General features: G+C 70.5%; 23 protein-coding genes. 12 read left to right on the forward strand and 11 right to left on the reverse strand.

Features of this window, described 5'->3' with window-relative positions:
- Positions 1-52: 52 nt before the first annotated feature.
- The 7 genes from WAE60_RS22105 to WAE60_RS22135 all read left to right on the forward strand — a co-directional run bounded on the left by WAE60_RS22105 (position 53) and on the right by WAE60_RS22135 (position 7,616).
- Positions 53-1,147, forward strand: a complete 1,095-nt coding sequence (locus tag WAE60_RS22105; RefSeq protein ID WP_156035692.1) for a deoxyhypusine synthase — start codon at positions 53-55, stop codon at positions 1,145-1,147.
- A 64-nt stretch (positions 1,148-1,211) separates the two neighbouring features.
- On the forward strand, positions 1,212-1,973 hold the full coding sequence (locus WAE60_RS22110) for a phosphatase PAP2 family protein (RefSeq protein WP_029911178.1): 762 nt from the start codon (positions 1,212-1,214) through the stop codon (positions 1,971-1,973).
- 132 nt (positions 1,974-2,105) lie between these two features.
- The gene (locus tag WAE60_RS22115; protein ID WP_029911176.1) at positions 2,106-2,492 is read left to right on the forward strand and encodes a hypothetical protein; all 387 of its coding nucleotides are present in this window, start codon (positions 2,106-2,108) and stop codon (positions 2,490-2,492) included.
- 22 nt (positions 2,493-2,514) lie between these two features.
- Positions 2,515-3,903 (forward strand): hypothetical protein, encoded by a 1,389-nt coding sequence (locus WAE60_RS22120; protein ID WP_337688841.1) that lies wholly within the window; start codon positions 2,515-2,517, stop codon positions 3,901-3,903.
- A gap of 76 nt (positions 3,904-3,979) precedes the next feature.
- Positions 3,980-5,902 (forward strand): PEP/pyruvate-binding domain-containing protein, encoded by a 1,923-nt coding sequence (locus WAE60_RS22125; protein ID WP_337688843.1) that lies wholly within the window; start codon positions 3,980-3,982, stop codon positions 5,900-5,902.
- 123 nt (positions 5,903-6,025) lie between these two features.
- Positions 6,026-6,511, forward strand: a complete 486-nt coding sequence (locus tag WAE60_RS22130) for a Fur family transcriptional regulator (RefSeq protein WP_029911167.1) — start codon at positions 6,026-6,028, stop codon at positions 6,509-6,511.
- A 157-nt stretch (positions 6,512-6,668) separates the two neighbouring features.
- Positions 6,669-7,616, forward strand: coding sequence for a thioesterase family protein (locus WAE60_RS22135; RefSeq protein WP_029911165.1), 948 nt, complete (start codon positions 6,669-6,671; stop codon positions 7,614-7,616).
- A gap of 91 nt (positions 7,617-7,707) precedes the next feature.
- Here WAE60_RS22135 and WAE60_RS22140 read toward each other — a convergent pair whose 3' ends face one another.
- Positions 7,708-8,619 (reverse strand): alpha/beta hydrolase, encoded by a 912-nt coding sequence (locus WAE60_RS22140; RefSeq protein WP_337688846.1) that lies wholly within the window; start codon positions 8,617-8,619, stop codon positions 7,708-7,710.
- 73 nt (positions 8,620-8,692) lie between these two features.
- On the opposite strand from WAE60_RS22140, the gene WAE60_RS22145 reads away from it, so the two are divergent.
- Positions 8,693-9,130 (forward strand): DUF488 domain-containing protein, encoded by a 438-nt coding sequence (locus tag WAE60_RS22145; RefSeq protein ID WP_337688848.1) that lies wholly within the window; start codon positions 8,693-8,695, stop codon positions 9,128-9,130.
- 145 nt (positions 9,131-9,275) lie between these two features.
- On the opposite strand, the gene WAE60_RS22150 is transcribed toward WAE60_RS22145, so the two are convergent.
- On the reverse strand, positions 9,276-10,076 hold the full coding sequence (locus WAE60_RS22150; protein WP_337688850.1) for an SH3 domain-containing protein: 801 nt from the start codon (positions 10,074-10,076) through the stop codon (positions 9,276-9,278).
- 107 nt (positions 10,077-10,183) lie between these two features.
- On the opposite strand from WAE60_RS22150, the gene WAE60_RS22155 reads away from it, so the two are divergent.
- On the forward strand, positions 10,184-11,038 hold the full coding sequence (locus WAE60_RS22155; protein ID WP_337688851.1) for a crotonase/enoyl-CoA hydratase family protein: 855 nt from the start codon (positions 10,184-10,186) through the stop codon (positions 11,036-11,038).
- A gap of 87 nt (positions 11,039-11,125) precedes the next feature.
- Complete coding sequence (locus WAE60_RS22160) at positions 11,126-11,656, forward strand: GAF domain-containing protein (protein ID WP_029911155.1); 531 nt, start codon at positions 11,126-11,128, stop codon at positions 11,654-11,656.
- An 8-nt stretch (positions 11,657-11,664) separates the two neighbouring features.
- Here the strand turns inward: WAE60_RS22160 and WAE60_RS22165 are convergent, their stop codons facing one another.
- The 8 genes from WAE60_RS22165 to WAE60_RS22200 all read right to left on the reverse strand — a co-directional run bounded on the left by WAE60_RS22165 (position 11,665) and on the right by WAE60_RS22200 (position 19,343).
- Positions 11,665-12,711 carry a nitronate monooxygenase family protein gene (locus WAE60_RS22165; protein ID WP_337688852.1) on the reverse strand — a complete coding sequence of 349 codons (1,047 nt, stop codon included), beginning with the start codon at positions 12,709-12,711 and terminating at the stop codon, positions 11,665-11,667.
- 65 nt (positions 12,712-12,776) lie between these two features.
- A complete protein-coding gene (locus WAE60_RS22170) occupies positions 12,777-13,013 on the reverse strand; it encodes a 4-oxalocrotonate tautomerase family protein (protein WP_029911149.1) in 237 nt (78 codons plus the stop codon).
- 14 nt (positions 13,014-13,027) lie between these two features.
- Positions 13,028-13,738, reverse strand: a complete 711-nt coding sequence (locus tag WAE60_RS22175) for an SDR family oxidoreductase (protein ID WP_337688854.1) — start codon at positions 13,736-13,738, stop codon at positions 13,028-13,030.
- Between the two features lie 257 nt (positions 13,739-13,995).
- On the reverse strand, positions 13,996-14,934 hold the full coding sequence (locus WAE60_RS22180) for a LysR family transcriptional regulator (RefSeq protein WP_337688856.1): 939 nt from the start codon (positions 14,932-14,934) through the stop codon (positions 13,996-13,998).
- Between the two features lie 213 nt (positions 14,935-15,147).
- Complete coding sequence (locus tag WAE60_RS22185; RefSeq protein ID WP_029911140.1) at positions 15,148-16,395, reverse strand: pentapeptide repeat-containing protein; 1,248 nt, start codon at positions 16,393-16,395, stop codon at positions 15,148-15,150.
- Between the two features lie 67 nt (positions 16,396-16,462).
- Entirely contained in the window at positions 16,463-17,422 is a 960-nt protein-coding gene (locus tag WAE60_RS22190; RefSeq protein ID WP_029911133.1) for a magnesium transporter CorA family protein, read from the reverse strand.
- Positions 17,423-17,473: 51 nt separating this feature from the next.
- Complete coding sequence (locus WAE60_RS22195) at positions 17,474-18,178, reverse strand: CHAP domain-containing protein (RefSeq protein ID WP_029911130.1); 705 nt, start codon at positions 18,176-18,178, stop codon at positions 17,474-17,476.
- A 67-nt stretch (positions 18,179-18,245) separates the two neighbouring features.
- The gene (locus WAE60_RS22200) at positions 18,246-19,343 is read right to left on the reverse strand and encodes an acyltransferase (RefSeq protein ID WP_029911127.1); all 1,098 of its coding nucleotides are present in this window, start codon (positions 19,341-19,343) and stop codon (positions 18,246-18,248) included.
- A 117-nt stretch (positions 19,344-19,460) separates the two neighbouring features.
- Between WAE60_RS22200 and WAE60_RS22205 the strand changes: the two genes are divergently transcribed.
- Both WAE60_RS22205 and WAE60_RS22210 read left to right on the forward strand, forming a co-directional pair.
- The gene (locus WAE60_RS22205; protein ID WP_029911124.1) at positions 19,461-20,234 is read left to right on the forward strand and encodes a TerC family protein; all 774 of its coding nucleotides are present in this window, start codon (positions 19,461-19,463) and stop codon (positions 20,232-20,234) included.
- A 193-nt stretch (positions 20,235-20,427) separates the two neighbouring features.
- Positions 20,428-22,014 carry an MDR family MFS transporter gene (locus tag WAE60_RS22210; protein ID WP_029911121.1) on the forward strand — a complete coding sequence of 529 codons (1,587 nt, stop codon included), beginning with the start codon at positions 20,428-20,430 and terminating at the stop codon, positions 22,012-22,014.
- Positions 22,015-22,112: 98 nt separating this feature from the next.
- Here WAE60_RS22210 and WAE60_RS22215 read toward each other — a convergent pair whose 3' ends face one another.
- The gene (locus WAE60_RS22215) at positions 22,113-24,275 is read right to left on the reverse strand and encodes a primosomal protein N' (RefSeq protein ID WP_337688862.1); all 2,163 of its coding nucleotides are present in this window, start codon (positions 24,273-24,275) and stop codon (positions 22,113-22,115) included.
- Between the last annotated feature and the right edge of the window lie 28 nt (positions 24,276-24,303).

A 24,303-nucleotide genomic window follows, 5' to 3' on the forward strand; every position in this document is an offset into this window, starting at 1 on the left:
TAGCCGCATTCCCCTATTCCCCCGTCGGTCGCTCCGTCCCGGCGAAGGGTTCTTGTTTCAACGACGGGCGTCCAAAGTCAGGGAAACCGAAGCGATGAACGCTCCCGTTCCGAACAACACCAAGGCCGAGCTGCTGCAGAACGTCGTCGAGCACATCGACATCACCGCGTTCGACGCCCGTCCGATCATCGACTCCATGCGCAAGATGTCGTTCAGCTCGCGCGACACCGCCCGCGCCGCCGACATCTTCAACATGGCCCTGGCCGACAAGGGCTGCTCGCCGTGGCTGATCCTGGCCGGCTCCACCTCGGCCGGCGGCTGCATGCACGTCTACCGCGACATGGTGAAGAACGGCATGATCGACGCCGTGGTCGCCACCGGCGCCAGCATCGTCGACATGGACTTCTTCGAGGCCCTGGGCTTCAAGCACTACCAGGCCGCGGGCCCGGTCGACGACAACGTCCTGCGCGACAACTACATCGACCGCATCTACGACACCTATATCGACGAAGAAGAGCTCCAGAATTGCGATCACACGATCCTGGAGATCTGCAACCGCCTGGAGCCGCGCGCCTATTCCTCGCGCGAGTTCATCTGGGAGATGGGCAAGTGGCTGTCGGAAGGCAACGCCAAGAAGCCCGGCTCGCTGATCCAGACCGCCTACGAGGAAGGCGTGCCGATCTTCTGCCCGGCCTTCGTCGACAGCTCGGCCGGCTTCGGCCTGGTCAAGCACCAGAAGGAGCGGATCGCGGCCAAGCAGCCCTATCTGATGATCGACGCGGTCGCCGACTTCCGTGAACTGACGGACATCAAGATCGCGGCCGGCACCACCGGCCTGTTCATGGTCGGCGGCGGCGTTCCCAAGAACTTCGCCCAGGACACCGTGGTCTGCGCCGAGATCCTGGGCGTCGAGGCCGACATGCACAAGTACGCGGTCCAGATCACCGTGGCCGACGTGCGCGACGGCGCCTGCAGCTCCTCGACGCTCAAGGAAGCCGCCTCGTGGGGCAAGGTCTCGACCACCTACGAGCAGATGGTGTTCGCCGAAGCCACCACCGTGGTGCCGCTGATCGCCTCGGACGCCTTCCACCGCGAGCACTGGAAGGGCCGCGAGAAGCCGCGCTGGAACAAGCTGTTCGGCAAGTAAGCCGTCTTGCTCCTGACGATGTGAGAATGCAGGGTCCCCGGAGTTGCTTCGGGGACCCTTTTTCATGCGCGCCAGATGGACGATCGGAATGGCGGCCCTGGTCCTGGCGGGATGCGCCACGCCGGCCCCGCCCTACCTGGCCAAGGGCGCCTACGACGCCCGCCAGGCCGTGCCGCCGCCGCCCGCCGCGGGATCGGCGGTCGACCAGCAGGACCGCGCCGTCTTCCTGGCCACCCGCCGGCTCAAGGACAGTCCGCGCTGGTCGCTGGCCCAGCAGGACGCGCGCGAGGCCCGGATCATGGACAGCTACAGCTGCGCCCTGGGCTTCACCCCCAGCCGCAAGACCACGCCGAAGCTGGCGGCCATGCTGCGCCGGGTCAGCCATGACGTGCGGCCGGCGATCTCGGCCCCCAAGAAGCTCTACAAGCGCAAGCGTCCCTACCAGGTCGATCGCGGCGCGATCTGCGCCCGCAGCGGCTGGATCGTGGGCCTGACCTCGGACTATCCGTCGGGCCACACCACCTGGGGCTGGACGGTCGGCCTGATCCTGGCCAAGGCCCAGCCGGACCGCGCCGACGCCCTGCTCAACCGCGCCGAGGCCTACGGCCAGAGCCGGGTGATCTGCGGGGTGCACAACGCCTCGTCGGTGGATGCCGGGCGGATCAACGCCCAGGCCTTGGTCCAGGCGCTGGAGGCCTCGCCCGGCTTCCAGTCCGACCTGGCCGCCGTCCGCGCCGAACTCGACGCCGCCCGGGCGGCCGGTCCGGCGCCGGACGCGGCGCGATGCGACCTGCAGGCGGCGGTGCTGGCGGCGCCGACCCACTGATCCCAAACGGCTTCGCCGCCACGGCGAAGGTGCGAAAACACCCCTGGTGAAGGTGGCTTATCCCACAGCCAAGCTTGGGTGACGGCGCCAACCTGCCCCCGTTCGGCGTGATCGACGCCGCGGGAGAACACCATGTCCACGATGTTCCTGTTTCCGGGCGACGAGCCCGTGACCGTCACGCTGAGCGTGGATTCCCAGGTCTTCCTCCACAAGGCCACGCTCGGCGAGGAGATCGGCGCACACACCCGCCTGGTCCCCTTGAGCGCCAAGACCGAGGACACGGCGACCTGGACCGGGCTCGTTTCGCACGACGACGTCATCAGCCTGGATGTGAGCTGGGTGGTCGTCCACAACGCCACCCCCGGCCGCCCCTACGTCGCGACCGTCACGGTGACCGACGCCGCCGGCAATCTGCTCCGGCCGCGGAAAGGCTCCGCGAATCCGACCCACGTGAAAGGCCAGATCGGTCCGGCGGGCAACCCCACCGACTTCGGACACCAGGGCGTGTTCATCGGCTGATCCAACCCGCAGGAGACAGACAATGCGCATGATCTTCGTCTGCGCCGCGAGCGTGGCGCTCCTGGCTCCGGTCGGCGCCCGGGCTCAGGCCCTTTCCGACGCGGCCGTCAAGGCGGCGGTCGACGCCGAGAAGGAGAAGGTCACCGACCGTCCCGCGACGGAGGAGATCGACACCTCGATCCCGGAGACGCCCGGCTTCGCCGTCATCGACCTCACGCCCACGACCGTCATCGACCCCTCCGCCCTTCGGGCCAAGAGCATCGACCTGGCCAGCTATATCGACGAGAACGGCGACCTGAAGCCCGGCCTGGCGATCGCGGGCGCGCCGTACTTCTGGTTCAACCATCAGAAGCTCTCGGAGTACCGTGAGGCGGTGAAGGACAACTGGGCGCTCGGCGCCTGGGCCCGGACCAGCTTGAGCCTGGGCTACGCCCAGACCGACGAAGGCAAGGCCGACCGCGTCGGCCTGGGCTTCGCCACCGAACTGCTCGGCGCCCAGAAGATCAATGACGAGATCGTCTACGCCGACCCTCGGCTGGACACCAAGCTGTCGGACTGCATCGGCGATGCGTTCGAGGCGACGATCGAAAAGCAAGTTCCGACGAGCGGCATGTTTCGTCCGACCGCCGAGCAGGAATGGGAGAACTCGGGCGCGACCTGGGGGGACGATCCCAGGCTGATCCAGCTCGACACCCCCCTGCCCACGGACCTGGCGCATGGAGAAGGCGGTCGAGGAGACCCGAAGGAGCTGGCCCGAAGGGCTTGGGTGAAAGAGCGCACCGAAGAGCTTCTTCACAAGGCCATCAACGCGTTGAAGGTCAAGATCGCCGCCGATCTCGCCGCCACCGGGATGCCGGAGGCCGTGCAGGTTTGCCGCAACGAGGCCGCGGAGCGCTACGCACGACGCGCCAGCCTGATGGTCGCGGGCGGCATGGCCTTCAAGGTCAACCCCAAGGCGGGCGAGGACGCCGGCGACGGCGGTTCGGCCTGGCTGTCCTACCGACGCCCGATCGGCATTCTCGCCAGCACGGGCGCGCCGCCGAACTACTTCACACTCTTCGGCCGCTACGACTTCGACCGCAAGGTCGACCCGGCCGACAGCCTGCAGACGTTCGACAAGCTCTCCCTGGCCCTGGTGGTCGGCTACGAATGGCGGGGCTCCGATCCCAAGTCGGGAACCGGCGCCGGCAAGTTCGCCCTGCAGGCCGGCTACGAACAGCTCGACTACAAGGGCGTCGGCCCCCTCAAGGACGGCGGCTCCAGCTTCTACGCCGCCAGCCTGGACTACCAGGTCGCCAAGAACTACTGGCTCGTCGTCCGCGGCGGCGCCGGCGCGACCGACCTGGCCGGCGGCAATTCCCGCGACAACAAGGTGACCTTCAGCGTCCGGCACAGCTTCGGACAACCCTGAGCTTGAACCGTAGCCTCCGCCCGCCTCGACTCCCTCCCCCGCTAGGCTAAGCTTCGGCCGAAGCTGGGGAGCCCTCATGACACGACGCCTCGCGGGCCTGCTGGCCACGGTCCTGACGCTGCTGGCCCTGCTCGCCGCCCAGCCGGCCCTGGCCGACGACCGCTCGGCGTCCGCCATCGCCGACCGCGCCCAGTACGACGCCCTGGCCCGCACCACCACGACCGGGCGCTATTTCAACACTCCGCAGCTGATGTTCGTGATCGACCGCGCCGACCGCAAGGCGGACCCGGCCGGCCGGCTCTACTTCATCAATTCGCGGCGCTACGACTTCCACGTCACCTTCGTGCAGCAGACCTATCTGTCCAGCCGCCCGGCCGAGGCCCTGGTCGCGGCCAACTACTCCCAGCCCAACCGCCGCTTCATCTTCGGCTCGGTGGTGTTCTATCCGGGCCTGCAGCGCTACGGCGTGGAGTTCTTCGAGGGCGACGCCCTGGACGCGGCCGTGCTGGGCGAGACCATGACCGCCCTGAAGGCCCACTTCTTCGCGCCCCTGGCCCTCAAGCCCAACTCCCACCAGCAGTACGAGCTGGCCTCCGGCGTCGGCGGGATCGAGATCATCGACGGCGCGGCCGCCTACGGCTCGCGCGAGGTGCTGGTGCTCAATCCCGGCAAGGCGGTCGGCCGCCTGCGGGTGGTGGGCGAGATCACGCCCCAGACCGATCTGCGGCGGGACGACATCGTCATGCTGGACGTCCCGCCGATCCAGCTGGAGCCGGTGGCCGGGGTGATCACCACGGCCTTCTCCACCCCGCTCAGCCACGTCAACCTGTTGGCCAAGAGCTGGGGCGTGCCCAACGCCTATCGCCGCGACGCCCGGGCGGCCTACGCCGCCCTGGACGGCCAGGTGGTGGTGATGACCGCCAAGGACGACATGGTCACCCTCCGCGGGGCTACCCCGGCCGAGGCCAGGGCCGCGGCCCGCCGGGCCAAGGGCGCGGTCAAGGTCCCCAAGGCCGACCTGGCCTATGCCGGCCTGCCCAGCCTGGACGAGCAACGGCGGACCGACAGCGTCCGGGTGGGCGCCAAGTCGGCCAATCTCGGCGAGGTGCGCCATCACATGGCCAGGTCGGGTACGACCGACTTCGCCGTGCCGCCCGGCTTCGCCCTCCCGTTCTCGGCCTATGACCGCTTCGTGCGGGCCAACGGCTTGGACAAGGTGATCGACGCCCTGCTGGCCGATCCGGCCCTGAAGACCGACCGCGCCGCCCGCCACGCCGCCCTGGCCCGCCTGCGCGCCGCCTTCGCCGCCGGGACCATCGACCCGCGGCTGATGGAGGCCGTCAAAGCCCGCCGGCGCGCGGTGATCGGCGAAGGCGGCGTCTTCGCCCGCAGCTCGACCAACGCCGAGGACCTGCCCGGCTTCAACGGCGCGGGGCTGTACACCAGCGTGCCCAACGTGGTCACCGACGCCCAGCTGGCCGACGCGATCCGCACGGTCTGGGGCTCGGTCTGGAACGACGCCGCCTACGAGGCCCGCGAGGCCGCCCGCATCGACCACCGCGCCGTCCACGCCGCCGTCCTGATCCAGCAGGGCATGAACGCCGAGGCCTCGGGCGTGATGATCACCGAGAACCCCTTCGATCCGCAGGAGCCGGACGCGGTGTTCATCAACGCCAAGCGCGGCCTAGGCATGCGGGTGGTCGAGGGCAAGCGCGTGGCCGAGCAGCTGATCTATCACGGCGAGACCCAGGGCTCGCTGCAGGTGCTGACCCGCTCGACCGACGACACCATGCTGTCGTTCGACGAGAAGGGCGGGGTCCGGGAGGTCCGGATCGAGGAGGGCCGGTTCGTGCTGACCGACGCCCTGGCCCTGCGGCTGGCCAAGGCGGGCCTGGCCATCGACGCCTGGCTGGGCGGCGGCGCCCAGGACATCGAGTGGCTGACGATCGGCGACAGGCTCTACGTGGTGCAGGCGCGGCCCTATCTGCGGGGGCACTAGGTCAATTCGGAACCGAACAGAGGGTGTCATCCCGCAAGCCCCGTAGGGGCTGTCCGGGATGACAACGAAAGGGTGTGGGAGCGGGAACTTGCGCCGAGGAGCGGCGCCCTCTACCTCTGGGTCATGGCCCATCACGCCGCTTGCGATCACGATCATCACCATCACGGCGTCGCCGGAACCGCCCTGGCGGCCGAACTGGCCGCCGCCGAGGCGCGCTGCGAGGCGTCCGACCAGCGCCTGACCGCCCCGCGCCGCCGGGTGCTGGAGCTGCTGCTGGAGGCCGGCCAGCCGGTGAAGGCCTACGACCTGATCGCCAGCTTCGCCGTCGACGGCCCGCCGGCCAAGCCGCCCACCGTCTATCGCGCGCTCGACTTCCTGGAGAAGCAGGGCTTCGCCCACCGGATCGAGAGCCTCAACGCCTATGTCGCCTGCCGCAAGGAGGCCGACGGCCACGCCGCCGCCTTCCTGATCTGCGACTGCTGCGGCGCCACCCGCGAGATCGAGCCCAAGGCCAGCGCCGAGATCATCGCCGCCGGCGCCGCGGCCGGCTACGCCCTGACCGGCGTGACGATCGAGGCGCACGGGCTGTGCGCGGATTGCAAGGGGTGATCCAGTCGGGGACATGCCCTTGCGGCGTGTCCCCATCGGCATTCACGGCGCCAGGACTTGGGGACACCCCGCAAGGGCATGTCCCCGACTGCGATTGCGGACCGCGCGGAAACCCCGCTAGACTCGAACGACCGTTCACCCCGCACCGAGACGCCCCATGACGCCCACCGAGCCCCTCCCCGGCGTCGAGATCTGGCGTGGGGGCGTGAACACCTGGGACTGCGACGAGATGGGGCACATGAACGTGCGCTTCTACGTCGTGCGGGCCATGGAGGGCCTGGCGGGGCTGGCGGCCGAGCTGGGCCTGCCGCACGCCTTCTCGCCCTACGCCAACGCCACCGTGGTGGTCCGCGAACAGCACATCCGCTTCCTGCGCGAGGCCCATGCCGGGGCGACCCTGCACATGCTGGGCGGGGTGGTCGAGGTCTCCGAGACCGAGGCCAAGGTGCTGCAGCTCCTGGTCCACACCGCCAGCGGCCAGCTGGCGGCGACCTTCCAGACCACCATCGCCCACGTCACCCCGCGCGAGGGCGAGGCCTTCCCCTGGCCGCGCGTCGTGCACGAGCGCGCCCAGGCCCTGAAGGTCGAGGTCCCGCCCCAGGCCCGGGCCCGGAGCCTGGACCTGTCGCCGTTCGAGACCACCGCGGGCCTCGACCGCGCCGACGACCTGGGCCTGAAGCGGATCGGCCTGGGCGCCCTGTCGCCGACCGATTGCGACGTGTTCGGACGAATGCGCGCCGAGCAGTTCATCGGCCGGGTCTCGGACGGCATCGGCGCCTTCATCGGCCCGTTCCGCGACACCGTGGTCGCCCATGCCGACCACAAGCCGGCGCGGGTCGGCGGGGCGGTGCTGGAGTATCGCCTGGCCCACCTAGCCTGGCCGCGGGCCGGCGACCGGGTCGAGCTGCGGTCCGGCCTGGTGGGAACGGAAGGCCAGGCCATGCGCGTGGTCCACTGGATGCTGGACCCCACCACCGGCAAGGCCTGGGGCACGTCGGAAGCCGTGGCCATCACCTTCGACCTCGACGCCCGCAAGGTGGTGCCGATCAGCGACGCGGCGCGGGCCGCGCTGGCGAAGTCGGCGGTGGCGGGGCTGGCGCTCTAACGGCCGGGGACATGCCCTTGGGCGTGTCCCCAAACGGCGGACGCTGAGCTTGAAAGTGGGGACACGCCGCAAGGGCATGTCCCCCGGGGCCTCAGCCCGCCGCCATCTCGAAGATCGCCTCGCGCGCCAGGTCCGGCCGTTCCATCGGCAGGAAATGGCTGGTCCCGGCGATCGTCTCGACACGGATCGACGGGTGGCGGCGCATCACGCCCGCGCCGTCGCCGACATGGCTGGTCGAGCCCTTCTCGGCCTTCAGCAGGCGCGCGGGGCAGCGGATGCGGCCCATGGCCCGCCAGGGGTCGTGGGCCTGGGCGCTGTAGTTCGACGCCTCCCAGGCCGGGGCGCAGGCCAGCTCGACCTTGCCGTCGTCGCGGTCCTTGAACCCGCCGCCCACATAGTCGGCCAGCATGGTCTCGGGCCAGGTCTTGAAGGCCCCGCGTCCGCGATAGGCGGCGAAGGCGGCCTCGCGGTTGTCGAACACGGCCCGGCGGCGCAGCGCCGCCTGCACCAGCGGCAGGTGCTTCCACAGCGCCCCGGAGGTCCAGGGCATGTGGGCGTAGAAGGCCATGATCCGGGGCATGATCACCGGGTCCAGCAGCACCAGGCCGCGCACCGTCTCCGGCGCGGCGGCGGCGGCCAGCAGGCTGACGGTGCCGCCCATCGAATGGCCGGCCAGCACCACGGGCTGGGCCTGGTCCAGGGCGGTCAGCAGGGCCAGCAGGTCGTCGCGCAGGTCCAGCCAGTTCCGGCGATGGTCGGGGTCGGCCGCCAGGCGGCTGGCGCCGTGGCCGCGCTGGTCCACCGCCAGGATGCGCAGCCCCGCCGACAGCGGGGCCAGCAGGGCGCGGTAGGTCTGGCCGTTGAAGCCGTTGGCGTGGACGAAGATCACGTCGACGGGCCGGTCGACGGGCCCGAACTCCAGCACCGCCATCTCGCCGGCCCCGGCGCGGCTGGCGATGGGGATGAAGCGTCGGCGAGGGTCACGGAAGACGGCCGCGTCCATGGCGGAAAGCTCCTGTAGCGGCTGCTGGCCCCTAAGGTAGGCTCCCGGCGTTACCTCGTCCATGGACAGACCCATGAAACCGCCCGTCAGCACCATAGGATACGAGCAGGACACCCTGGACGGCATGATCGGCCGGCTGAAGGCTGCGGGGGTCGACACGGTGGTCGACGTCCGCGCCGTCGCCGCCTCGCGTCGGCCGGGCTTCTCCAAGACGATGCTGGGGAACAGCCTGAAGGCCGAGGGGATCGACTACGTCCATCTGCGGCCGCTGGGCACGCCCAAGGCCGGGCGCGAGGCGGCGCGGGCGGGGCGCACCGACGAGATGCGCGCGATCTTCCACGCCCACCTGGCCGAGCCGGAGGCCCAGCTGGCCCTGGGCCAGGCCACCGCCCTGGCCGGCGAGAAGCGCATCGCCCTGCTGTGCTACGAACACGAGGCCCGGTGCTGCCACCGGGCCATCGTGGCCGACGAGATCCGGACCCGGCTGAAGTGCGAGGTGGTGGATCTGTGAGGACGGGCAATCCAAAACGTTGTCATCCCGGAAGCCCCGCAGGGGCTGTCCGGGACCCAGGGGACTGGGCGAAGGCTTTGCGGTTCACCTGGGTCCCGGACAGCGCTACGCGCTTCCGGGATGACAACTGTTGGAGATGGGCGACCTAGACCGTCGTCAGCTGCCACTCGCCCTTGCCGTCCCGGCAGGCGCTGTAGCGTTCGCTGCTGGGGGCCGCGCCCTTGGTGCTGATCGAGGCGTTGATGATCCGGCAGCTGGCCTGGGCGTAGCCGCCCTGGTCCAGTAGCGAGGCCGAGACGTAGCCCACGCCGTAGCCGTTGCGGCCCACCAGCAGCCAGTTGCTGTTCGGCGCGCCGCCCAGCACCTCGACCCGCTCGCCGGCCGCCAGCTTGCCGACCACCTTGCCGGTGGTGGAGGGGCTGGAGCGCAGGTTGGCCGCGGCGCGCGCGGTGTAGTCGCCGCCGGCGGCGTCGTAGCTGCGCAGCTGCAGCACGCCGCGCTCGAAGCGCAGGTTCTGCCCGTCGATCGGCGGGCCGTAGGACGAGGACACCACGTCGATGCGGCCCGAGGCGCCGGTGCGCGAATTGCTCCAGGTCTCCGAGCGGCCGCTGTCCAGGGCGCGCTTGGTGGCCTGCTGGGCCAGGGCCTGGTCGGTCGACTGCATGCGGCAGCCGATATAGGCGCCCGCGGCGGCCCCGGCGGCGGCCCCGACCACCGTGCCGAGGGTCTTTTCGTTCTTGGCCACCGCGCGGCCCAGCAGGGCGCCGGCCGCCGCGCCGATCAGGGCGCCGCCTTCCTGCTTCTTGCCCGAGCCTTCGCAGGCGAACAGTCCGCCGATGCCCTTGGACTGGGCCGCGGCCGGCAGGGGCGCGACGATCATCGAGCCGAGGGCGGCGGCGACCGACAGAGTCATGCCGATCTTGGGGGCGATCGAGTGTTTGGCCATGGCTGTTCTTTCCTTCACAGGCTTCCGTAGGGGCTGGTTGGCGTCCCCCGCGCGCGTGTTGCAGATTGTCCGACGAGATAGAGAGCCGACGACAGGGAGAGACGCACGTGGGTAACAAGCCAGACTATAGCTGCTTCGATGTCGAGATCGAGACAGGCGTCGCCCATATCCGCCTCAAGCGCCCCGAGGCGCTGAACACCATGACCCGGGCGTTCTGGAACGAGCTGCCGCAGATCGTCCGCGACATCGACCACAACGCCCGCGCCCGCTGCATCGTCATCTCCTCGACGGGCAAGCATTTCTGCGCCGGCATGGACCTGTCGGTGTTCACCGACGGCGAGGGCGTGACCGGCGGCGAGCCGGCCGACCGCTTCGTGGCCGCCGAGAGCTTCCGCCGCCACGTGCATCACCTGCAGGACACCTTCAGCTGCCTGGACGAGGCGCGCATGCCGGTGATCGCCGCCATCCAGGGCGGCTGCATCGGCGGGGCGGTGGACTTCACCAGCGCCTGCGACATCCGCTACGCCAGCGCCGACGCCTTCTTCACGATCCACGAGATCAACATCGGCATGACCGCCGACGTCGGCACCTTCCCGCGCCTGTGCAAGCTGATCCCCGAGGGCTGGGTGCGCGAGCTGGCCTACACCGGCCGTCGCCTGCCCGCCGCCCGGGCCCGCGAGATCGGCCTGGTCAACGAGGTGTTCGCCACCCACGAGGAGGTGGTCGCCCACGCCCTGGAGACGGCCCGCGAGATCGCGTCCAAGTCTCCGCTGGCCGTGGCCGGCAGCAAGGTGATGATCAACTACGCCCGCGACCACACGATCAAGGACGGGCTGGACTACATCGCCACCTGGCAGACGGGCATGTTCTCGCCGCCGCACATGCTGGAGGCCTTCCAGGCCAAGGCCCAGGGCCGCGAGCCGGTCTATCCCGACCTGGTCCCGCTGAAGAAGCGGATGTAGGCCGCCCGGCCGACCTGCAACGAAGCGCTCCGCGACAGGGTTACGAAAGGGGCGTCCGACGCCCTCTTCGCGGAGGCGCGTGCGCTCATGCCCTTTTCGCATCTGCTCGACATGGCCCTCGCCCAGCGCGACCGCGAGGCGCAGGCCGAACGCGCCGCCGGCGACAGTCTCGAAGCGATCCTGGACCGCCACCTGCTGGCCGTCGAGGCGACGGCGGACGACCTGCTGACCTCGGTGCTGCTGCTGGACGACGAGGGGCGTCACCTGCTGCACGGCGCGGCGCCCAGCATGCCCAAGGCCTTCTGCGACGCCATCCACGGCCAGGAGATCGGCCCGGGACGAGGGTCGTGCGGCACGGCGGCCTATCTGGGACACGCGGTCTATGTCACCGACATCGCCACCAATCCGCTGTGGGCCGACTTCCGCGAGCTGGCCCTGGAGCACGGCCTGCGCGCCTGCTGGTCCACGCCGATCGACGCCGCCCCGGGCCGGGTGATCGGCACCTTCGCCATCTACCACCACCTGCCCCGGGGCCCGACGGTCGAGGAGCGGACCTCGATCCACCTGATCATGGGCCACGTGGCCGACGCGATCCTGGCGTCGCGCGCGCCCGCTTAGAAGATCGCCTAGACGCCCGCCAGCGCCCGGGTCAGGTCGGCCGACGACATCGGCCGGGCCACGCGGAAGGCTTGTCCCGCCCACAGCGGGGTGAAGTCGCCGCGCCCCGCCGCCTCGGCCGCCTTGCGCAGCGGCCCCACCGCCGCCCCGGCCGTCGGGAAGGCCGGGGCCAGGTCCGACAGCGGGCCCAGCTCGGTCATCAGCCGGTTGACGATCCCCCGCGCCGGACGGCCGGTGAACAGGTTGGTGACCGCGGTGTCCTCGGCGCTGGACAGGAGGTCGCGATGGACCCGCGAGATCCCGGCCTCGGGCGTCAGCAGATAGGCGGTGCCGACCTGGGCCGCCTGGGCGCCCAGGGCGAAGGCGGCCAGCACGCCGCGCCGGTCGGCGATCCCGCCCGCCGCGATCACCGGGACCGAGACGGCGTCGGCGATGCGCGGGACCAGGGCGAAGGTCCCAACCTGGGTCGCCATGTCGTCGGTCAGGAAGTTGCCGCGATGGCCGCCGGCCTCGTAGCCCATGGCGATGACCGCATCGACGCCGCGTTCCTCCAGCCACAGGGCCTCGGCCACGGTGGTGGCGGACGAGAGCACCTTGGCGCCCGTGCGCCTGACCCGGTCCAGCAGGTCGGGCGCGGGCAGGCCGAAGTGGAAGCTGACCACCTCGGGGCGGTAGTCCTCGACCACCTTGCAGAAGGCGTCGTCGAAGGGCGCGCGGCCGCCGGCCGGCAGGGGCATGTCGGGATCGAGCCCGGCCTCGACATAGTAGGGCTTCAGCCGCGCCCGCCAGGCGGCCTGGCGGGCGGGGTCCTCGGCGGGCGGCGTGTGGGTGAAGAAGTTGAGGTTGATCGGCGCCGTCGTGCCGGCCCGCACCGTGTCCAGCGCCTCGCGCAGTAGGCTTTCCGAATAGACGGCGCTGGGCAGCGAGCCCAGGCCGCCGGCCTTGGCGACGGCGACCACCATCTGCGGCGTGGTGAAGTTGGCCATCGGCGCCTGGATGATCGGCAGCTCGACGCCGAGGAGGTCCAGCAGGCGGTTGGGGGTTTCGGAACCCATGGCTGACGTCCTGTTCTTGAAGGGGGCGGGCCGCCGCGACGGGCGGCCCTTCGGGTGCGGCGGGATCAGGCCTGGCCGGCCGCCCGTCGCTGGCGGAACTCCAGGGCGGGCAGGCCGCCCCAGCCCCAGTTCTCGAGCGGGACCTCGTCGATGACGACGAAGGTCGAGTCCAGCGGCTTGCCCAGCACGTCCAGCAGCAGCTGGCTGGCGCCGGCGATCAGCCGGGCCTTCTCCTCGGCGGTGACGGCGTCGCGGCCGGGGCCGGAGCCTTCGCGGGTGACCTGGATGGTGACGATGGGCATGACGACCTCCTGACCTAGTGACCGGCGCTCTGGCCGCCGTCGACGTGCAGGATCTCGCCCGTCACGAAGCCGGCGGTCTCAAGATAGAGCACGGCCTCGACCACGTCGCGGATGTCGCCCAGGCGGCCCACCGGGTGCAGGCCGGCCAGGAAGGCGTGGGTCTCGGGCGCGTGCATCGGGGTCTTGATCACCCCGGGCGAGACGGCGTTGACCCGCACGCCCTTGTCGGCCAGCTCGATGGCCAGGGACTTGGTCGCCGAGTTGAGGCCGCCCTTGGTCAGGCTGGCCAGCACCGAGGGCACCTGCGAGTTGGCGTTGTCGGTCAGGCTGGTGGTGATGCTGACGACGTGGCCCGAGCCCTGCTTCAGCATCTGGGCGACGGCGCGCTGGGTGACGTGGAAGAAGCCGACCAGGTTGGTCGAGAGGTTGGCCTCGAAGTCCTCCTGGGTGAAGGCGGTGAACGGCTTGGCGGTGAAGATGCCCGCGTTGTTGACCAGGGTGTCGATCCGGCCGAAGCGGGCGATGGCCTCGGCCACCACGCGCTCGGCGGTGGCGGGGTCGCCGATGTCGCCGGCCACGGCCAGGACATCGGGGTCGCTCCCCTGCTGGATCGAGCGGGACGTGGCCACCACCCGATAGTCGCGGTCGCGATAGGCCTTCACCAGGGCCGCGCCGATGCCTTGCGACGCGCCCGTGACGATGGCGACCTTGCGTTCGTTGCTCATGATCTTGCCTCGATGACTGCCGCCGCGGGGATCGCGTCCGGCGATGTCGTCAAGGTGGTCCCGTTCATGGATCGGCGGAATGATCAGTGAAAGGCGGACACTCTTCCGTAGATCGATATAATCGAAACACCCCAATCGTTGTCATCCCGGAAGCCTCGCAGAGGCTGTCCGGGACCCAGGGGACTGGGCTGACGCCTTGCGGCTCGCCTGGGTCCCGGACAAGCGCTGCGCGCTTTCCGGGATGACAACGGAAAGAGCTACGCCGTCCCCAGCGCCCCCGCCTCGGCCGACAGCCGCGCGAAGGCCGCCCGCAGCCTCGGGGCGGCGAAGTCCAGGAAGGCGCGGACCTTCGGCACGGCGGTGCGGCCCTGGGGCGTCAGCAGGTGCACCGGCAAGGGCGGCGGCTCGGCGTCGCGCAGCAGGATGCGCAGGGACCCGTCCCGCACCCGCTCGGCCACGTGGTAGGTGTAGAGCCGCGTCACCCCCTGGCCGTCGACCGCCGAGGCCAGGGCGGCCCGCACGCTGTTGACCACCAGCCGGGGCTTGAAGTGCACCGACCGGGCGATCGCCCCGCCGGGCGCGGGCGGGAACACCCAGGTGTCGTGGCCGAAATGGGTGGTGGTGACGATCCGGTGCTGGACCAGGTCGCCGGGTTCGAGGATGCGCGGATGCCGGTCCAGGTAGCGCGGTGCGGCGACGATCACCCGCTTGACGTCGCCGCCCACCCGCACGGCCACCATGGCGGAGTCGGGCAGCTGGCCCACGCGCAGGGCGACGTCGATCCCCTCCTCCACCAGGTTGGCGTGGCGGTCCAGCAGCAGCAGGTTCACCGCCACGGCCGGATAGGCGTCCAGGAAGGCGTCGATGATCGGGTGCAGGATCTCCTCGCCGCTGATCGGCGGGGCGGTGAGGGTCAGGGTGCCGCGCGGGGCCGAGCGTTCGCCCAGGGCGATCAGATCGGCCTCCTCCAGGTCGACCAGCACCCGGCGGCAGGCGGCGGCGTAGCGCTCGCCGGCCTCGCTGAGCCGCAGCGACCGCGTCGTGCGGTGCAGCAGCTCGGCCCCGACATGGTTCTCCAGGAAGGCGATGGCCCGGCTGACCGCCGCCGGCGAGCGGCCCAGCTTGCGTCCGGCGCCAGCCAGGCTGCCCTCGTCCAGAGCCGCCACGAACACCCGCATCGCCTCGATACGATCCATGCGAACCTTCCGCGTTGCGTTGGGATGGAGCCTGGAGGGAAGGGATAGCGTCGGATGGTGGAATGATCCATCCGCCACCCAATCGTTGTCATCCCGGAAGCCTCGCAGAGGCTGTCCGGGACCCAGGAGACTGGGCGAAGGCGGTGCGGCCCACCTGGGTCCCGGACAAGCGCTGCGCGCTTTCCGGGATGACAACCTTTTGGGGCCGGGGCGCTAGAGCGCGAACCCCTCGGGCAGCTCCGCGCTGGTCAGGTCGCAGCCGTCCAGCTTGCAGCGGGTCAGGTCGGCCTCGATCAGGCGCACCCGGCGGGCGCTGGCCCCGGTCAGGTCGGCGCCACGCAGCACGGCGCGGCTGAGGTCGGCGCGCAGGACGCGGCCCTGGGCGATGTCCAGCGGCCCCAGCTTGGCGCCGGAAAGGTCGGCCCGCGACAGCTGGGCCCCGACCAGGCGCGCGCCGCGCAGGTCGGCCCCGCGCAGATTGACCCCGCGCAGGTCGGCGTCGGCCAGGTTGGCGCCCTGCAGCTGGACGTTCTCCAGGTCCATGCCGAAGAAGATCGCGCCCGGCGCCGAGAGGCCGGCCAGGCGCCGTCCGCGCAGCCGGCGCAGCGGCCGGAAGTCGGTCGAGGGCGCCTTGGCCGGGGCGCCGTCGCGACCGTCGCTGGTCACGAACAGCTCGTGCGCCTCCAGCACCTCGTGCAGGGGCGCGTCGTCCACATAGATGATCGGCGGCGGGGCGCGCAGCACTTCGGTCAGGTCGGCCCCGTCGAAGGTGGTCCCGGCCAGGTCGGCGCCCGACAGCACGGCCCGGCGCAGCGAGGCGCCGCTGAGGTCGGCGTTGTAGAGGTTGGCCCGCGAGAGGTCGGCCCCGTTTAGGGTGGCCCGGTTCAGCCGCGCCCCCTGCAGGCTGACCCCGGCCAGGTCGGCGTCGGTCAGGTCGGCCACCCGGGTGAAGGCGTCGCCCAGCTGGGCGCCGTCCAGCCGCGCCCCGCGCGTCACGGCGCGGTCCAGCTCGCCGCGCCGTTCGCGGTGCCGCAGGATCTTGAAGCCGTCGATGCTGTCCTGGGTGGCGGTGACGCCCTCGCGCAGGTCGCAGCCCGACAGGTCGGCCCCGGCCAGGTTGGCCCCGCGCAGGCAGACGCCGCGCAGGTCGCAGCGCGCGAGGTTGGCGTCGCGCAGGTCGGCGTCGCGCAGGTCGGCCCCGTACAGCGTGGCCCGGGTCAGCACCGCCCGCGCCAGCAGGGCGCCGGACAGGCGCGCGCCGGTCAGGTCGGCCTCGGAAAGGTCGACACCCTCCAGGCTGACATTGTCGAGATCGACATAGGAGAGGTTGGCGCGGGTCCCGGCCGGCAGCCCCTTCAGATAGCGCGCGTGCGCCTCGATCGCGGCCTTCAGCGCCTTGGGCGCGAGCGTGCGGATCAGGGTCTGCTGGGGGGTCTGACGGCTGGAGGGGGCGGCGGGCATGTCACGGCTCTTTTCGCCGAACCGTGTCACGCCATCTTTAAGGAAACGTTCAGTTTGTCGAGAAAACTCAAAGCCATCCGCGCCGCTTGAACCACAGCAGCGGCCCGGCCGCCGCCATGACCATCAGCACCAGGGCGAACGGATAGCCGTGCAGCCAGGCCAGCTCGGGCATGTGCGTGAAGTTCATGCCGTAGATGCCGGCGATCAGGGTCGGCGGCAGGAACACGATCGAGAACACCGAGAAGATCTTGAAGATGGCGTTCTGCTCGATGTTGATCAGGCCCAGGGCCGCGTCGAGCAGGAAGGTGATGTTGCCCGACAGGTAGCCGGCGTGGTCGGTGATCGACTGGACGTCGCGCTGCAGCGACTTCAGGTGGTCGCGCAGCTCCTTGTCGCCCTCGAACTGGGCGGCCAGCGAGGCGAAGCTGAGCAGGCGGGCCAGGCTGACCAGGCTGTCGCGGGCCTTGGAATTGACGATCTGGGCCCGGCCCAGGCGGTTGAGGATCGCCTCGAACGCCGCGCCGCGCGGGCGGCCGAAGATGGCCCGCGACTGGGCCTCGACGTCGGACGAGGTGCGCTCGAGGATGTCGGCGGTGCGGTCGATCACCGCGTCCAGCAGGCCCAGGAACGTCTGGGCCCCGCTGGGGCAAAGGCTGGGCTGGCGCTCGGCCTGGGCGGCGAACACCGCGAACGACTTGGGCTCGACATAGCGGATGGTCACCAGCCGGTCGCCGGTCAGGACGAAGGTCACCGGGGCGGCGGTGGGCAGGTCGCCGTCGGCGTTGACCAGCACCGTGGCGGTCATGAACGTGCCGCCGTCCTCCTGGTAGAGGCGCGAGGAGGCCTCGATCTCGGCCATCTCCTCGCGGGTGGGCAGCAACAGGCCGATCGACTTCTCGACGGCCACTTCCTCGGCGCGGGTGGGGCTGACCAGCTCGATCCACACCGCGTCGGCGGGCAGCGCCCAGTCGGGCGTCAAGCCGCCGGGTTCGAAGCCCGGCGCGCCGTGGCGCAGCACCCTCAGCATGGATGTGGAACCTTGTTCACGCGCCGGGCATGGCCCAGAGCGCGCACCACGTCAACGCGTGGCTTGCGGCTTGTCGGCGTCTTGCGGCGGACCCGAGCCCTGGGATTGGGCGATCAGGGCGGCGATGCGGTCGGTCGAGTCGGCGGCCTGGTTGATCATGTCCAGCGGCGAGGAGACCCGCACCGAGGCGGCGACCTGGTTGGCGGCGGACTTGGCCAGCGAGACGGCGGCGTTCTGGGCCAGGGCCAGCTTGCTGGTGGCGGCGGCGATCGTGACCGCCTGGTTGTTCTGGTAGATGAAGCCGTGGGTCGGATAGACCGTGGTGCCCAGGTCGCGGATCGGATCGTACCAGACCTTGACCTGGCTCCAGTCGCCGGCCGGCGACACGTCGACCACGGTGACGTCCTTTTCGATCTGGCCGCGGCCGCCGTCGATCACCGACCAGTTGGCGTGGGTCACCTGGATCACGCGGTCGGTCAGCACCTGGCTGACGAAGGCGACGTGGCCGAGGTTCATGCGGGCGGTCGGCTTGAAGCAGAGCACCGCGCCGGCGCGGGGCACGAAGCCGGTGTCGTACTTGCCGACGGCTTGCGACCACCACGTGCGGGCGTCGCCGAAGATCTGGATACCCGACATCAGACGCGCGAACGGAACGCACTGCCAATACCCGTCAGCGACCGCGCCGGACATCGGCACGAGGCTGATCATGGCGGCAGCGGCCAGGGAACCCAGGAGGGTTCTCGTCCGTTTCGTCATGCTGTGGGTACTCCCCGCGTCACTAGGGTTAAGGGATAACCCTCGCAGGGAAAGATGAAAAGACCGTTTATCCGGCTTTTGCCGTGGCAGGTCGTCGCTCCCGCCAGCCGTTCGCCCAAGCTTTCATGCGCTCACGCATCGGCTTTTCGATGATGTGATACGACAGCGCCGACAGCGGCACCAGTGCGGCGACGATTAACAGCCAAGCATAGAGCGGCAGCTGATCTCCATCGATCTTGAGAAGCTTCTCCGCGGCGTTGACCGCCAGGATCTTCCACGGGATGCAGATCATGTAGGTCGAGTAGCTGATCTCACCCAAGTACACGAGCGGGGCCTGGGTCGCGAAGGACGAGCCCGTGGCGGCCAGGCCGGCCAGGGTGACGATCAGGGCGCCCAGCGTCATGACAATCACTTGATCGGGCGCCTGGAAGTGCACCGCCAGCAGCGCCGCGGCGCCCGCCAGGCAGGCGCCGATCCCCGAGAATCGGCCGGTGACCGCGCCCGAGCGCCACAGGGCGTGCAGGGCGCAGCCGTAGGCGAAGCACGGCACGATGCGCAGGAAGCCCCAGCGGATGGTCGCCTCGGTCAGCGGGAAGCCCGCCAGGGTCTGGAACAGCGGATAGAGGCCGGCGATCAGGGCCAGGGCCAGGCCGACCGCCAGGCGCGGCCGGTCGCGCAGCCGCCAGGCGGCCCAGGCGAAGGCCGGGAAGCAGAGATAGGCGAACCACTCGGCCGAGATCGACCACGACGGATGGTTCCAGCCCGACACCGGCGCGAAGCCCCAGGCCTGGACCAGCAGCAGGTTGGCCGGCAGGGCGTTCCAGGCCAGCATGTTCGGGTCGACGGCGATCCCGGCCAGGCCGGCGGCGAAGGCCATCAGACCCACGCCCGCCAGGGTGGCTAGGTGCAGCGGATAGACCCGCGCCAGCCGGTTCCACAGGAAGTCGCCGTAGCGGAAGGTCCCCCTCCCCACGCCCTGAAGATAGACGTGGCAGAGGATGAAGCCCGACAGGGTGAAGAAGGCCTCGACGCCCAGATAGCCCTTGCCGATCACCGCCGGCGGGACCGCCGCCGAGAGGTTCGGCCAATAGTGGTACATCACCACCCAGAAGGCGGCGAAGAACCGAAGGGCCGTCAGGGGCTTGATATTGGCGGCGTCGGGCATCATCTCGATTCTCGGTTCGGCGAAGCCTGGGGGCTTCCGTCGCGTTCCTTGCATGAACGGCGCCTCTTGAGGGGGAGGCGATGGCGCGTTTTCCGAACCGGAACCTAGATCGGTACGATGAACGAACTCCTTCACCTCGCCGCGGACCCAGCCGTCTGGGCCGCCCTGGTCACGCTGATCGTCATGGAAGTCGTGCTTGGCATCGACAACCTGGTGTTCATCTCCATCCTCTCCAACAAGCTGCCGCCCGAACATCGACAGAGGGTGCGTCGGATCGGCATCTCCCTGGCCCTGATCATGCGGCTGGTCCTGCTCTCGACCATCGCCTTCATCGTGGGCCTGACCGCCCCGGTGTTCGACCTAGGCCTGACCGGGCCGCTCTCCCACGGGGAACCGAGTTTCGAGACGGCCTTCTCGTGGCGCGACCTGATCCTGATCGCCGGCGGCCTGTTCCTGATCTGGAAGGCCACCAAGGAAATCCACCACAACGTCGATCCGGACGCCGGGGAGGCCGCGCCCGACGTGAAGACGGCGGCGATCTCCAACATCGGCGGGGCGATCTTCCAGATCATCCTGCTGGACCTGGTGTTCTCGATCGACTCGATCCTGACCGCGGTGGGCATGACCGACCACCTGCCGGTGATGATCATCGCCGTGATCGTGGCCGTGACCGTGATGCTGCTGGCCGCCGACCCGCTGGCCAACTTCATCAACGACAACCCCACCGTCGTCATGCTGGCCCTGGGCTTCCTGCTGATGATCGGGGCGGTGCTGATCGCCGAGGGCTTCGGGGTGCATGTGCCCAAGGGCTACATCTACGCCGCCATGGCCTTCTCGGCCGGGGTCGAGGGGCTGAACATGCTGTCGCGGCGGCGGGGACGGGGGAAGTAACCCCCTCCGGCCCTCCGGGCCACCTCCCCCCGGAGGGGGAGGATCCAGTTCGAGCAGATGCTCCCCCTCGGGGGGAGCTGTCGCGTAGCGACTGAGGGGGCTCTCGCGGGAGCCCCCTTCTTTCCCCCACGTTCCGACTTGCGGACCGCCCCACGCGACCGCATGTAGCGGCGCGACACCGCAGGGGGATGCGATGACGACCGCCCAGACCTTCACCGACACCGAGCGCCGGACCACCCTGGCCGGGCTGATGATCGTGTTCCTGCTCAGCGCCTTGGACCAGACCGTGGTCTCCACGGCCATGCCGCGGATCATCGCCGAGCTGAACGGCCTGACCCTCTACGCCTGGGTGACCACCGCCTACCTGCTGAGCTCGACGGTCATGGTGCCGATCTGGGGCAAGCTGGGCGACATCTACGGGCGCAAGCCGGTGCTGCTGTCGGGCATCGCCATCTTCCTGGCCGGCTCGTGGCTGTCGGGCCTGTCGGGCGAGTTCGGCAACGTGCTGGGCATGAGCGGCATGGTCCAGCTGATCGTCTTCCGCGCCCTGCAGGGGATCGGCGGCGGGGCGCTGTTCACCACCGCCTTCGCGATCATCGCCGACCTCTATCCGCCGCGCGAGCGGGGCAAGTTCGCCGGCATCTTCGGCTCGGTGTTCGGCCTGGCCAGCGTGCTGGGCCCGCTGATCGGCGGCTATTTCACCGACCACGGCACGGTGCATCTGGGCTCGCACGTGATCGCCGGCTGGCGCTGGGTGTTCTACGTCAACCTGCCGCTCAGCCTGCTGTCCCTGTTCATGATCCTGGTGAAGATGCCGCCGCTGCATCACCGCAGCTCCGGCGCGGTCGACGTGGCGGGCGCGATCCTGCTGGTCGCCGCCTTCGTGCCGCTGCTGCTGGCGCTGAGCCTGGGCGGCCACGACTTCGCCTGGAGCTCGCCCCAGAGCCTGGGCCTGTTCGCCTTCGCCGCCGTGGCCCTGGGCGCGTTCCTGTTCATCGAGACCAAGGTCAGCAACCCGCTGGTGCCGCTGCGCCTGTTCCGCAACCGGGTGTTCGCCACCTCCAACCTGGCCGGCTTCCTGATCTCGGTGGCCTTCCTGGGCGTGGTGACCTTCCTGCCGCTCTACATGCAGCTGGGGCTCGGCGTGGACGCCACCACCTCGGGCCTGGCCATCCTGCCGCTGATGGGCGGGCTGATCGTGGCCTCCACCGCCGCCGGCCAGATCGCCAGCAAGACCGGCCGCTACAAGCCGCTGATGATCGCCGGGGCGGTGCTGCTGCTGGTCGGCATCGGCCTGCTGACCCGGGTGACCGCCCACACCACCCTGATGGACCTGTGCTGGCGGATGGCCATCGTCGGCCTGGGCCTGGGCCCCGGCCAGAGCATGTTCAACCTGGCCACCCAGAACGCCGTCGAGGTGCGCGACATCGGCGTGGCCACCAGCTCCAACCAGTTCTTCCGCCAGATCGGCTCGACGATCGGGGTGGCGGTGTTCGGCGCCCTCTTGACCCACCGCCTGGCCAGCGAGGGCCAGGGGCTGGACCTGGGCCAGCTGCAGGGCATGACCCTGAAGGCCACGGCCCCCAATGGCGCTGGGGGCGCGGCCCGCCACGCCGACCCCGCCCTGGCCCAGGCCCTGACCCACGCCATCACCGGCGTGTTCGCCGCCGGGCTGATCGTGATCGCCCTGGGCCTGGTGGTGATCTTCCTGATCCCGGAGCTGCCCCTGCGGGGTAGGCAGCCTGGGCCGGAGCCGGTGCTGGAGAAGGAACCGGTTTAGGACGCGACCGAAGGTGGGGACACACACTCACCCCAAGGCCGCGCCAGGTTCGCATCGCGTTTGGCCGTGAGTGTGTGTCCCCTGTTCCGGGCGCGGCCCTACAAGAAACTGTACGGGTCCACGTCGAACACCACGCGCACCGAGTTCGGGACCTTGGCCCGCGCGCGCCAGGCGGCCAGGAAGCCCTGCAGGTCGACCGATCGCTCGGCCCGCACCAGGAAGCGCTTGCGCCGCCGCCCGCGCACCAGGGCCAGCGGCGCGTCGGCGGGGCCGAAGACCTCGACGCCCTCGGCGTTGGGCGTCGCGGCCGCCAGGGCGTTGCAGTAGTCCTCCAGGGCCACGGGATCGGGGCCGGTGGCGATCACCGCCGCCAAGCGGCCGAACGGCGGCAGGCCAGCCTCCTGGCGCATCATCATCTCAGCCTCGACGAAGGCGTCGCGGTCCTGGGCCTTCAGGGCCTGGAGCACGCCGTGCTCGGGCGAATAGGTCTGGAGCAGCGCCCGGCCCGGCTTCTCGTGCCTTCCTGCCCGGCCCGCCGCCTGGGCCAGCAGCTGGAACGTCCGCTCCCCGGCCCGCAGGTCGCCGCCGCGTAAGGAAAGGTCGGCGTCCACCACGCCCACCAGGGTCAGGTTGGGGAAGTTGTGGCCCTTGGCCGCCGCCTGGGTGGCCACCAGGATGTCGATCTCGCCCGCCGCCATGCTGTCGACCAGGGTCCGCGCCCCGGCCGCGTCGAACACCGTGTCGGACGAGAACACCGCGATCCGCGCGTCGGGGAACAGGTGGCGCGCCTCCTCCTCGACCCGCTCCACGCCGGGGCCGATCGAGGTCAGGCTGTCCTTGGCCCCGCAGTGCGGGCAGGCCTCGGGCTTCTTCATCGAGAAGCCCGTCAGGTGGCAGACCAGGCGGCCGGTATAGCGGTGCTCGACCAGCCAGCTGTCGGTGTCGGGCGACTTCATCTTCTCGCCGCAGGCCCTGCACAGCACCAGGGGCGCATAGCCCCGACGGTTCAGGAACAGTAGACTTTGTTCCCCTCGCGACAGGGCCACCGACACCGCCTTGACCAGCGGCGGCGACAGCCAGCGGCCCGGTTCCGGCGGGGTCTCGCGCATGTCGATCAGGCCGATGTCGGGCAGTTGGGCCGCGCCGTGGCGGGCCGACAGGCGCAGCCAGCGATAGCGGCCCTGCTGGGCGTTCCACAGGCTTTCCAGCGACGGCGTGGCCGAGGCCAGCACCACCAGCGCCCCCTCGATCTTGGCGCGGGCCACGGCCAGGTCGCGGGCCTGGTAGATGAAGCCCTCCTCCTGCTTGAAGCTGCCGTCGTGCTCCTCGTCCACCACCACCAGCCGCAGCTTGCGGAACGGCAGGAACAGGGCCGAGCGGGCGCCGACCACGATCCGCGCCTTGCCGGTGGCGACGCCCTCCCAGGCCCGGCGGCGCCTGGGCGGTGAGACGGCCGAGTGCCACTCGACGGGGGCGGCGCCGAACCGCGCCTCGAAGCGGGCCAGCACCGCCTGGGTCAGGGCGATCTCGGGCAGCAGGATCAGCACCTGGCTTTCGGGATCGGCGGCCAGGGCGGCGGCCACGGCCTCCAGATAGACCTCGGTCTTGCCCGAGCCGGTCACCCCGTCCAGCAGGGCCGCCTGGAAGCCGCCGGCCGCCAGCATCTCGGCCAGGACGTCGGCCGAGGCCTGCTGGCTGGGATTGAGGGTCTGGGGCGGGCGCGACAGGTCGGGCTGGGGGAAGCTGGTGTCGGGCTCGAGCCAGGTGACGGCCAGCGCCCCTTCGTCGACCAGCCCCTTCACGACGCCCGCCGAGACGCCGGCGGCGGTCGCCAGGGCGCCCGAGGCCATCGGACCCTGCTCGGCGGCGGCCAGCACCTTCAGCCGTGCGGGGGTCATGCGGGCCGGCTGGGTCCCGGTCAGGGCCAGGGCCTTGTCGGGCTTGGCCGGCGGATGGCGCAGGCCGCGCAGGGCCATGGCCAGGGGCCAGCCGGGGATGTCGACCGAATAGCGCGCCGCCCACTCGATGAAGCTGAGCACGCCGGGCGGCAGGGGCGGGTCGTCCACCCGTTCCAGGACGGGTTTCAGCGGCCGGTTGCCGCCGGTCCCGTCGCGCAGGGCGGTGACCACGCCGCGAATCACGCGCGGCCCCAGGGGCACCGTCACGTGGTCGCCGACCTCCAGCCCCAGGCCTTCCGGCTCGGCGTAGTCGAACGCCTCGGGCAGCGGCATGGGCAACAGGACGGAGGCTATGCGGGGCATGGGACCAGACATCGGGGAAGCTTGGGTT

Origin of the sequence: Caulobacter sp. CCG-8 (assembly GCF_037402475.1) — a bacterium.
In the GTDB taxonomy this organism is placed as follows: Bacteria; Pseudomonadota; Alphaproteobacteria; order Caulobacterales; family Caulobacteraceae; genus Caulobacter.